Annotated in this window: 9 protein-coding genes; 4 read left to right on the top strand and 5 right to left on the bottom strand. The window is 35.6% G+C overall.

The window, feature by feature from the left end; translation table 11 throughout:
- Position 1: 1 nt before the first annotated feature.
- Genes rodZ through HT691_RS04950 form a run of 3 tightly spaced genes read right to left on the bottom strand, consistent with a single transcriptional unit; the run spans position 2 to position 3,416 of the window.
- The gene (gene rodZ / locus HT691_RS04960; protein WP_023936269.1) at positions 2-844 is read right to left on the bottom strand and encodes a cytoskeleton protein RodZ; all 843 of its coding nucleotides are present in this window, start codon (positions 842-844) and stop codon (positions 2-4) included.
- 41 nt (positions 845-885) lie between these two features.
- Entirely contained in the window at positions 886-2,169 is a 1,284-nt protein-coding gene (locus HT691_RS04955; protein ID WP_023933019.1) for a pitrilysin family protein, read from the bottom strand.
- A complete protein-coding gene (locus HT691_RS04950) occupies positions 2,166-3,416 on the bottom strand; it encodes a pitrilysin family protein (protein WP_023933017.1) in 1,251 nt (416 codons plus the stop codon). The genes HT691_RS04955 and HT691_RS04950 overlap by 4 nt, the downstream gene beginning before the upstream one ends.
- Before the next feature lie 158 nt (positions 3,417-3,574).
- On the opposite strand from HT691_RS04950, the gene yaaA reads away from it, so the two are divergent.
- Both yaaA and recF read left to right on the top strand, forming a co-directional pair.
- On the top strand, positions 3,575-3,943 hold the full coding sequence (gene yaaA / locus HT691_RS04945; RefSeq protein ID WP_000455902.1) for a S4 domain-containing protein YaaA: 369 nt from the start codon (positions 3,575-3,577) through the stop codon (positions 3,941-3,943).
- Positions 3,944-3,945: 2 nt separating this feature from the next.
- Positions 3,946-5,043, top strand: coding sequence for a DNA replication/repair protein RecF (recF, locus tag HT691_RS04940; RefSeq protein ID WP_050261857.1), 1,098 nt, complete (start codon positions 3,946-3,948; stop codon positions 5,041-5,043).
- 51 nt (positions 5,044-5,094) lie between these two features.
- Here the strand turns inward: recF and guaB are convergent, their stop codons facing one another.
- A complete protein-coding gene (gene guaB / locus HT691_RS04935; protein ID WP_000073412.1) occupies positions 5,095-6,573 on the bottom strand; it encodes an IMP dehydrogenase in 1,479 nt (492 codons plus the stop codon).
- A gap of 151 nt (positions 6,574-6,724) precedes the next feature.
- On the bottom strand, positions 6,725-7,750 hold the full coding sequence (trpS, locus tag HT691_RS04930) for a tryptophan--tRNA ligase (protein WP_138706140.1): 1,026 nt from the start codon (positions 7,748-7,750) through the stop codon (positions 6,725-6,727).
- Positions 7,751-7,955: 205 nt separating this feature from the next.
- On the opposite strand from trpS, the gene HT691_RS04925 reads away from it, so the two are divergent.
- Positions 7,956-9,578: an ATP-binding cassette domain-containing protein gene (locus HT691_RS04925; protein ID WP_000958762.1), complete on the top strand. Its 1,623-nt coding sequence runs from the start codon at positions 7,956-7,958 to the stop codon at positions 9,576-9,578.
- Between the two features lie 59 nt (positions 9,579-9,637).
- Positions 9,638-12,181 (top strand): YfhO family protein, encoded by a 2,544-nt coding sequence (locus HT691_RS04920; RefSeq protein ID WP_138706141.1) that lies wholly within the window; start codon positions 9,638-9,640, stop codon positions 12,179-12,181.
- The last annotated feature ends 3 nt before the right edge of the window (positions 12,182-12,184 follow it).

Below are 12,184 nucleotides of genomic sequence, written 5' to 3'. Positions count from 1 at the left end.
CTTAATTTTTAGTAAAGGTTACAGTGATTTGTCCAGTCTGAGCTGTTAATTTCGATAAATCAACAGTCTGATTATCTACTGTCAAAGCAACACCTTTTACAACACCTAAGGTAATTGTTACAGGACTTTTAGTTGCAACTGTTGCTTCTGCACTTTTCTTCTCTGGCGATAAGGTTACACCGCCCTCAAGTTCGCTTTCTGAAACGCTGACCCAACTTGTAACATCTGAAACTGCCAATTGCAATTTAACTGTTTCCTTACTTGTCTTATAAGCGATTTCTACATGATTTCCTTCACCTGATACACTTATAGCTGATTCTATACTAGAAGAACTGCTAGATGAACTACTACTTGAGGAGTGGGGAACAGAGCTAGTTGAACTTATTGAACTTGTTGATTGAACCACACTGTAATTAGAAAGAGAAGGCCCCTCTGGTTGAGTTTGAATATAGTTCCAAACATAATAGGTCACAAAAATTAAAATAGATAAGGCAAAAAGGATAAAATAAAATAAAGGTAAAAAGGATGGTTTTTTCTTATTTTTCTTACTTGAACGTCTGCGCCCTGTCAACTCGTCTTCATCAACATCTACTTCCTCATAAGTAATCATACTCCCAGAATCATAAGCATCCAAGACAATTTGGTCATCTAACTCAACAGCCCATGCATATTTTCTCAAGAAAGAACGTGTGTAAAAAGGACTTGGAAGTTGATCGAAATCATCTGCTTCCATTGCTTCCAACATATCTAACTGGATTTCTGTCTTTTTCTGCAATTCATCTAAACTCAATCCCTGATTGATTCTAGCTAATCGTAAAACCTCTCCAATTGTTTTTTTTCTCATACTTGTCATCCCTTCTTTCTAGTGTCTATTATAATAGGTTACTACGATGGGAATATTGTAAAATCAACTATGTCACCATCATCTATTAAATGATGTCCAGCATCAAGGACATCCTCTAAAGTAATTTCCTGTAAAATTTTCGGCAAATCAAAAATTGTCTCACCATTTTCAAAAGCATCATATTGCGTTGCAATAAATTCAAGAGAGTTCATGCTACTGAAAAATTCTCCAAACATCTCTCTTTTGATAATATCTAAATGATCCTCTGTAATATCTAAATCCTTTGTAAAATTACGAATGGCCTTCCTAAATTGATGGGATAAAGCAACTGGCTCTTTCGTATCCATTGTCAACATAACAAAATGAAAACGACTTGTTACTTCAATTTCAAGAGATAAGGACGCATCAATTTTACCTGATTCATATAATTTTTGAAAACGATCCGAAGTCCAACCAAACATCATTGCAAACAATAATTTTAATAAAATATGATGTCGATAGCAATCCGCTTCAGAAACTTCTCGCTTACCTCTAACTCCAATCGCTAGTTTGGGAGAAGATACTTCTATTCTCATACTATCTGTTGGCTTTACAGGCTGTAAAAACAACTTTTCTCTTGCTACTTCCTGAAAATCTGAATCTTTCAGTTCTTTGCTTTCAAAATAGTCCTGTACTCGCTCCACATCAAAATCACCAACTAAAAACAGAGACATGTTTACAGGTTTGTAAAATCTTGCAAAATTTTCTTGCAAATTAGTTAGATTTATTTGGGAAATGGACTCCTCACTTCCAACTATATCCGTCGCTAAAGGTGTACCTGGATACAAATTCGCTAAGGTTGAAAAGAATAAACACGAATCTGGATCATCTTGATACATTTCTCGTTCTTGCTGAATAATATCCTGCTCTCTTAAAATGGAATCTTCAGTAAAATGTGCTGATGTTACCAATTCATCAAGTAAATCTAAATTTTCTAAAAAATGATCCGTTGCTGAAAAAAGATAGCTTGTTTTTGTAAAGCTTGTAAAGGCATTACTATCTGCACCTAGACTCGTAAAAGCCGACATCAAATCGCTAGAATCTTCTCTCTCAAATAATTTATGTTCAAGAAAATGAGCAATTCCCGCAGGATATTCTTTTACATCTCCGTCAACTTCTGTGACAAGCGTATCTACCGAACCAAATTGTACAGTTACACTCCCGTAAACCTCTTTAAATTCCTTTTTAGGCAAAAGAGCAACTGTCAATCCGTTGGCCAAACGAGTTCGATAAATCATTTCTTTTACAGCTGGATAGTATTTTTCTTCAAAAACAACCTTTGTCATTCTATTCCTTCCATAAAGTAAATCGCCTGTAGTTTCACATTATTAGCTGCTCTACAAATAGCATCTTTGTCAACTTGCTCGAGTTTTGCAATCCAACTTTTAAAGTCTGCTGAAGATTTCCCAAGTAAGGCATTTTGATAAGCACGTTCAATCAATGAACCTTGATTATCTTGAGAAAGCAACAAAGACCGACGAATCATTTCCTTGGTCTGCTCTAGCTCAAGCTCTGTAAAATAACCTTTTTTTAAATCAAGTAATTGATTATTCATCATTTTTCGAGCCTGATTCCTATTTTCTCGATTGATACCAGCATACATTCTCAAGAATCCACTAAACAAATCGAGTTGACTTAAAATGGTATAAGCTAATCCAGCATTTTCACGGACATTTGTAAAGAGCTTAGAGTGAGCAAATCCACCAAGTAAACCATTCATTACAATCATGGGTAAATGTTGCTCATCGCCATATTCAGCAGAGCAATAATATCCCAACTCTAAAATAGACTGTCCCACATTTTTCCGAACCATACCTTCCTGAAGGATATTGGAATAAGGTTGACAATACTGAACCTTCATATCTCCTTTTCGAGCTTTAAAGGCAAATGATTCTAATACATTTTGAATTTCAACCTCATTAAAATCACCTAGGAAAAAGAAATCTATTCGATCATTGGCCAAAAATTCTTGGAAACAAGAATAAGAACTTTGTGGAGTTTCAGCTAAAATACGATTTCGTAAATCACTATATTCCAATTGAAGACGTTCATCATGAAAAAACAATTTATCCAATTCTTTATGTGCAAAATAAAAAGAATCATCCATATCAGCTGCTAAACTTGCTAGCAATTGTTTTTTCTCAATTTCAAATAAGGCCGGATCAAACCCATTATCAACTACTACGGGTGAAAAAAGAGTTTCTTTTACAAGTTCCAAAATCTGAGAGGTTAGCACGTTTTTCCTACTTAAAAACTCATCACGAACATAGGTAAATGTCAATTCTATAATGTGGCTTTGCCCTCTTCTGAAACAATTGGTTGACATATCTGTACCGTATAGACTGGCCAAGTGTCTCCTCAAATCTTGAGAAGTGGGGTACATCTGATTAGCAGTCTCTAGCATACTTGCACTCAACATGTGACCTGCAATCGTATCAAGGGATAATGGAGCGGTAAAACGCACGGTAATTTTGTTTGTTTTAAACTTTTTTGATTGGATAAAATGTGTTGAAATTCCATGCACTAACTCCATGATTTACCTCCTTATATACAGACTTCTATTATATCACGAAAACCTGAAATTTTCTTGTTCCCTGTAACACTTTTGAAATAAAAATCGCTTACATTTCTCGCTGTCTCTCTCACTATTTTTAGGAAAATATGGTATAATACCAAAGATTGAGGTGAATTATGGAATACAAATTATTTGAAGAATTTATTACCCTCCAAGCACTACTCAAAGAACTTGGAATTACACATAGCGGAGGAGCTATTAAATCATTTCTCTCTGAACATTCTGTTTACTTTAATAGGGAATTAGAGAGTCGTCGTGGAAAAAAACTTCGTATTGGCGATAAAGTTGACATCCCTGACATGAACATTGACATCTTGTTGACACAACCTACTTCTGAAGAACAAGATGAATACCAAGCTGATAAAGTTGAAAAAGAACGGATCGCTAAACTTGTCAAAAAGATGAATAAGGGAGTTAAAAAAGACAAATCGAAACCTGCTTCATCACCAAAAAGCAAACAAGCTCCACGATTCCCTGGTAGATAATCATGTGGCTACAACACCTATCTCTCAAAACTTTTCGTAACTACAAAGAGACGAAAATAGACTTTAATCCTAAATTAAATGTCTTTTTAGGACGTAATGCACAAGGTAAAACAAATATGTTAGAGGCTATCTATTTTTTAGCCTTAACACGTAGCCATCGAACTCGAACAGATAAAAATCTCATTCATTTTGATGAGGAACAACTTCATCTTTCAGGTCTCGTTCAGAAAAAAACGGGATCTATTCCTCTCGAAATTGAACTAACACAAAAAGGACGTGTTACAAAAGTTAATCACTTAAAACAGGCACGACTTTCAGACTATGTAGGACACATGAATGTTGTCTTATTTGCTCCTGAAGATTTACAACTAATTAAAGGGGCACCTTCAGTTCGACGAAAATTCATTGATATGGAGCTTGGGCAAATTAAGCCAATCTATTTATCGGATTTAACCAATTATAACCACATCCTAAAACAAAGAAACACTTACCTAAAATCAGCTCAAAAAATAGATGAAACCTTCCTTTCAGTCTTAGATGATCAGCTAGTTGATTATGGATGTCGTGTAATGAATCACCGCTTAGATTTCATAAAAAAACTAGAATATTTTGGTCGTGAGACACATTTTGAACTTTCTAATCAGATTGAAGAGTTGTCAATATCCTATCAATCTTCTGTAAAGATAACTGACAAGGAAGGCTTATCAGAATCTTTCAAAATTGCTTTAGAAAAAAGTAGGTCCAGAGATTTATTTAAAAAGAATACTGGTGTTGGTCCTCATCGAGATGATATTTCTTTTTATATAAATGGTATGGATGCTAGTTTTGGAAGTCAAGGTCAACATCGTAGTCTCGTCCTCTCGATAAAATTAGCAGAAATCGAGTTAATGGAAAGCATTACTACAGAATCTCCAATATTACTGCTTGACGATGTTATGAGCGAACTTGACAACACTAGACAACTAAAATTATTAGAAACGATTTCTCATTCAATCCAAACCTTTATCACAACAACAAGCTTAGACCATCTTCAAAATCTACCAGAAAATCTAAGTATCTTCACTATTCAAGATGGTAAAGTTATTGTAAATGAAAATTGACAACATTGTAAAAGAACTCCTGTTTCCACGGGAGTTCTTTTCATTGTTTTTTTACATAGAATAATTTGGTGCCTCATTCGTAATTTGTACATCATGAGGATGGCTTTCTTTCAAACCAGCACCAGACATTTCAATAAATTGAGCATTATCGTGTAGTTCTTTAAGGTTAGCTGCACCACAGTAACCCATACCAGAGCGAATACCACCAATCATTTGGAAGACAATATCAGCTGCAGCACCTTTATAAGCAACACGACCTTCAATTCCTTCTGGAACAAGTTTGTTTGCTTCATTGACAGAACCTTGGAAGTAACGATCGCTTGAACCTTTCTTCATAGCAGCAATTGATCCCATACCACGGTAAGTCTTAAACTTACGTCCTTGGAAGATTTCAGTTTCGCCTGGAGCTTCATCAGTTCCAGCAAACATTGATCCAAGCATAACTGCATTTCCACCTGCAGCAAGGGCTTTTACAATATCTCCAGAATACTTGATTCCACCGTCAGCAATAATCGTTTTTCCATATTCACGCGCAACAGCTGCAGCATCGTAGATAGCTGTTACTTGCGGAACACCAACACCAGCAATCACACGAGTAGTACAGATAGAACCTGGTCCAATCCCAACCTTGACAACGTCCACACCTGCTTCGTAAAGTGCGCGCGCTCCTTCAGCAGTAGCAATATTTCCAGCAATCAAAGTACGATCTGGGAAGTGAGCACGAATCTCAGCAATTTTACGCAAGACACCTGCAGAATGACCATGTGCAGTATCAATAACAATCGCATCCGCTCCTGCCTCAAAAAGAGCCTCTGCACGTTCAAATGTATCTGAAGTAACACCTACTGCACCTGCAACTAGAAGACGACCAAACTCATCTTTAGCAGCATTTGGAAACTCAATAACTTTTTCAATATCTTTGATAGTAATCAAGCCAGAAAGACGACCTTCTTCATCTACCAACGGAAGTTTTTCAATACGGTGTTCTTGAAGAATATTCTCAGCTGTTGCAAGGTCTGTACCCACAGGAGCAGTAACAAGATTTTCACTAGTCATATGGTTTGAGATTGGTTGGTTATAATCTGAAATAAAACGAAGATCTCGGTTTGTCAAAATACCAACCAATTTACGATTTTCAAGTGTTTCAACAACTGGAACACCACTGATGCGGTAACGACCCATAAGCTCATCTGCTTCAGCAATTGTATGTTCAGGTGTCAAGAAGAACGGATCAATAATAACTCCATTTTCAGAACGTTTTACCTTACGAACCTCGTCTGCTTGTTGAGCAATTGACATGTTTTTATGGATAACTCCGAGACCGCCTGCACGAGCAATAGCAATAGCCATTTGACTCTCTGTAACTGTGTCCATGGCAGCGGTAATAATTGGGATATTTAAAGTCAGATTATCTGCCAATTTAGTTGTTAAATCTGCATCGTTAGGCAACACATGACTTTCAGCTGGAATAAGTAATACATCATCAAAGGTAAAACCTTTTTTCAAAAATTTAGTGTCCCAATTAGACATTCGAAGTTTCCTCTTTTCTTTCTTTTTGAGCTTGACTCTTTTTATATTGTATCTATCATACCATTCTATAAAAATTTGTCAAATGTTACAGGGGTAAATAAAAAACTATCTTTTCTTCGAGATAGAAATGATAGTTTCTTGTAAAATAAACTTAGTTAAAGTAATGAAGTCCCATTGCTCCTTTAACCTCAGATAGGGTTTGACCTGCAACTTCACGCGCTCTTTCACTACCTTTTTGAAGCATATTATAAACTTCTCCCATATCCTTAGCAAATTCGATACGGCGCTCACGAATAGGACCCAGTTCACGTTCTAATATTTCAAGTAGATAACGCTTGGTCTTCACATCACCAAGACCACCTCGTTGATAATGTTCTTTCATTTCAGCAATTTCTTGAGCATCTTCTGGGCGACCAAAAACATCTAGATAATGGAAAACCATATTTCCTTCAATTTTACCTGGATCCTCAACGCGGATATGATCTGGGTCTGTATACATACTCATTACTTTTTTACGCAAAGTATCCGCATCATCAGCTAAATAAATACCGTTATTGAGTGATTTAGACATTTTAGCATTCCCATCTAAACCAGGCAAACGCCCTGCTCTCTCATTTTCTGGATAAATACCTTCCGGTTCTACCAAGACATCACAGTTATATGCATTGTTAAAAGAACGAGCAATTTCACGAGTTTGCTCAATCATTGGTTTCTGATCTGTCCCAACAGGAACATAGTTAGCCTTGAAAGCTGTGATGTCAGCTGCTTGAGCTATTGGATAGACCAAGAATCCTGTCGGAATGCTTTCTCCAAATCCTTTCTGAGCAATTTCTGTCTTGACAGTTGGATTACGCTCCAGACGTGCTAATGAAACCAGATTCATATAATACATAGACAACTCAGCCAGCTCTGGAATCTGGCTTTGAATAAAGATAGTTGATTTACTTGGATCCAATCCAACTGCAAGATAATCCAAAGCCACATTTCCGATAGACTCTACAATGGTTTGAGGATCTTTGGCATGATCTGTCAAGGCTTGTTGGTCAGCCAAGAACACAAACATATCATACTTATCCTCTTCCTGTAATAATACTCGATTTTTGAGACTTCCAACATAATGTCCAATATGCAATTTTCCTGTTGGACGGTCTCCTGTTAAAATAATGGGTTTAGTCATTTTGTTCTCCTTCGATATAGTCCCTTCAATTATAGCATTTTTTTAATGAAATAACCGCAATTTATCAAAATAAATCAACCTTACTATTCACGGATTTGTGTAAAGTATGCTGTAAAATTAATTTACACAAAATTGACAGATAAAAATTTGAATATTTCCGTATTTTCTAGTAGAATAAATATATTACACATATAGGAGAAAAACATTGCTTACAGTATCTGATGTTTCACTACGTTTTAGTGATCGCAAACTTTTTGATGATGTCAATATCAAATTTACAGAAGGAAATACTTACGGATTAATCGGTGCTAATGGTGCCGGAAAATCAACCTTTTTAAAAATTTTAGCCGGAGATATCGAACCTACTACTGGTCACATCTCTCTTGGTCCAGATGAACGTCTCTCTGTTCTTCGTCAAAATCACTTTGACTATGAAGATGAACGTGCCATTGATGTTGTTATCATGGGAAATGAAAAACTTTATAGCATCATGAAAGAGAAAGATGCTATCTACATGAAGGAAGATTTCTCAGACGAGGACGGGGTTCGTGCTGCCGAACTCGAAGAAGAGTTTGCTGAGCTTGGAGGCTGGGAAGCAGAAAGCGAAGCCTCTCAACTCCTTCAAAACCTAAACATTCCAGAAGAATTACACTACCAAAACATGAGCGAATTGGCCAACGGTGAGAAAGTAAAGGTTCTCCTTGCCAAAGCACTTTTTGGTAAACCAGATGTTCTTCTCTTGGACGAGCCTACCAACGGTTTAGACATCCAATCAATTACATGGTTAGAAGACTTCTTGATTGACTTTGATAACACAGTTATCGTAGTATCCCACGACCGTCACTTCTTAAACAAAGTATGTACTCACATGGCCGACCTTGACTTTGGAAAAATCAAACTCTATGTCGGAAACTACGACTTCTGGAAGGAATCTTCTGAACTCGCTGCTAAATTGCTAGCAGACCGTAATGCTAAAGCAGAAGAAAAAATTAAACAATTGCAAGAATTCGTTGCTCGTTTCTCTGCTAATGCTTCTAAATCAAGACAAGCAACATCACGTAAGAAAATGCTTGATAAGATTGAACTAGAAGAGATTGTACCATCTAGTCGTAAATATCCATTTATTAACTTTAAAGCGGAGCGTGAAATAGGTAATGATCTCCTGACAGTAGAAAATCTAACTGTAAAGATTGATGGTGAGACTATTTTAGATAATATCAGTTTTATCTTGCGTCCAGGTGATAAGACAGCGCTTATTGGTCAAAATGACATCCAAACGACTGCATTAATTCGTGCAATCATGGGGGACATTGACTATGAAGGAACTGTCAAGTGGGGAGTAACTACTAGCCGTTCTTACTTGCCAAAAGATAACTCGGCAGATTTTGCAGGAGGAGAGTCAATCCTTGACTGGTTGCGTCAATTCGCAAGTAAAGAAGAAGATGACAATACTTTCCTACGTGGCTTCCTCGGCCGTATGCTCTTCTCTGGAGATGAGGTTAACAAACCTGTAAATGTCTTGTCAGGGGGAGAAAAAGTTCGTGTCATGCTTTCAAAACTCATGCTTTTAAAATCAAATGTCCTTGTACTTGATGATCCAACAAATCACTTGGACTTGGAATCTATCTCAAGCTTGAATGATGGATTGAAAAACTTTAAAGAATCAATCATCTTTGCCAGCCATGACCACGAGTTTATTCAAACTCTAGCTAACCATATCATTGTCTTGTCTAAAAATGGCGTCATTGACCGTATCGATGAAACCTATGATGAATTCCTAGAAAATGCAGAAGTACAAGCAAAAGTTAAAGAACTTTGGAAAGACTAAAAAAATTCAAAACTCAGTTGGGTTAACCAGCTGAGTTTTCTAACATTTTATGAGGTAACATGAAATTATTTTTTAAAACATATTGGATCTATTTTGTTTCTTTCATCATTCCTGTAGTAATTATGATAGGAGTATATCTATCTCAAGGTATCTACTGGAATAGCGACAAATCTCCTCTATTAGGAGATGGCTTTCATCAATACGTTATTTTTGATATAGCTCTAAGAAATATCCTACATGGAAATAGTAGTCTGTTTTACACCTTTACAAGTGGTCTAGGGCTAAACTTCTATGCTCTATCTAGTTATTACTTGGGTAGTTTTCTTTCACCTCTGGTTTACTTTTTTGATCTAACGAATATGCCAGATGCTGTCTATCTGACCACTCTCTTAAAATTTGGATTGATTGGTTTGTCAACTTACTTTAGTTTAAATAAATTATTTCAATCGATTCCTAAGCCTTTAAAACTAGCCTTATCTACTTCCTATACTCTGATGAGTTTCACTGTCAGTCAATTAGAGATAAAAACCTGGCTAGATGTTTTTATCTTGATTCCTTTAATTATAACTGGTTTACATCTACTGATAACTGAAAAGAAACTCCTATTGTACTTTACAAGTCTGTCAATCTTATTTATTCAAAATTATTATTTTGGATATATGACAGTATTGTTTCTTATTTTCTGGTATCTCTGTCAAATTTCGTGGGACTTTAAGACTCGAAAATCATCTGTTCTTGATTTCATAGTTATCTCCTTTTTAGCTGGTATGGCTAGTTTGATTATGACTCTTCCCACTCTGTTTGATTTACAGACACATGGGGAAAAATTGACTGAAGTTACAAAGTTTCAAACTGAAAGTAGCTGGTATCTTGATCTCTTTGCTAAGCAATTCATTGGTTCCTTTGACACAACAAAGTATGGGGCCATCCCAATGATTTTTGTTGGACTACTTCCCTTTATTTTGACCATTTTATTTTTTACGCTGAAATCTATTAAGTTTCACGTGAAACTCATATATGTAATATTCTTTGCATTTCTAATTGCAAGCTTTTACATAGAAGCTCTTGACTTATTTTGGCAAGGTATGCATACTCCAAATATGTTTTTACATCGCTATTCTTGGATTTTCTCTACCTTGTTAATTTACACAGCAGCGGAAGTCTTAAATCGTCTGAAAGAAATTAAAATCTGGAATTTTTTAGTTTCGCTTTTTCTTATAGTAACAGGATTTTTAGCTACCATCTATCTAAAATCACATTATTCTTTTTTAACAGATTTGAATATTCTACTGACTCTTGAATTTTTAGTTGTCTATTCTCTTTTACTCCTTGCAGTTATCAAAAAGTTTATCTCTGTAAATCTATTTGCCATTCTAATCTCTTTATTTATAATGGTTGAAATAAGTTTAAATGCTTCATCTCAAATAGACGGAATTGCTAAAGAATGGGGATTTGCTTCTCGAAGTGCATATAATCGAGATATCCCAGCTATGAAATCTTTCTCAACATATATTGGAAATCAATTTACTCGTACTGAAAAACTAGAGACTCAAACAGGAAATGACAGTATGAAATTCAACTACAATGGAATATCTCAATTTTCATCTGTTCGAAATCGTTCAGCAAGCTCTACTTTGGATAAACTTGGGTTTAAATCCTCTGGGACTAATCTCAATCTACGCTATGCAAATAATAGTATTTTGGCTGATAGTTTATTTGGTATCCAGTACAATATCTCAGACAGTCCTAGTGATAAGTATGGTTTTAAAGATATCTATCAAAAAGATAATCTTACCCTATATGAAAATCAATTCTCTCTTCCGATTGCCTTTGCTAGTCAATCTGTTTACAATGATGTCAAGTTCAATGAACATACTTTAGATAATCAAGCCTCGTTTTTAAATCAACTTGCTAACGTCGATTTTGATTATTTTTCTACAATCCCTTATGACAAAACAGAAAATACTAATGATTTGATTATTGTCACAAGTTCTTCAAATGAGGATGCAGCAATCCAGTATCAAATTGAAGTGCCAGAAAACAGCCAAGTTTATCTTTCTTTCACAAACCTTCACTTTTCTAATGATAAACAAAAAAAGGTTGACATCCTTGTAAATGGAGAAAAGAAAACTTTTACAACTGATAATATCTTCTCCTTCTTTAATCTAGGCTATACAAAAGAGAAAAAAACTTTCAATATCAATGTTAGTTTCCCTGGAAATTCACAAGTATCATTTGAATCTCCTACCTTCTACCGTTTAGATACCAAAACATTCACCGAGGCAATTCAAAAAATTAAAGAACAACCTGTCACAGTATCAACTTCTAAAAACAAGGTCTTTGCTACATATGATGTTAAACAAGATACGTCCATTTTCTTCACCATTCCTTATGACAAAGGTTGGTCTGCCTACCAAGATGGTAAGAAAATAGAAATTAAACAAGCTCAAACTGGATTTATGAAAGTTGAGGTTCCCAAGGGGAAAGGAACTATTACACTCTCCTTCATTCCCAATGGTTTTATTACTGGAGCAATTTGTTCCTTTACTTCTCTCTTACTATTTGGAACCTATAATCACAGACGAAAGTCATATAAGGCATAAAAA

Origin of the sequence: Streptococcus sp. 477, assembly GCF_013277295.1 — a bacterium.
Taxonomy (GTDB): Bacteria; Bacillota; Bacilli; order Lactobacillales; family Streptococcaceae; genus Streptococcus; species Streptococcus pseudopneumoniae.
Note: the sequence above shows the minus strand (reverse complement) of the source record. Positions and strands in the feature narration are given on the sequence as shown.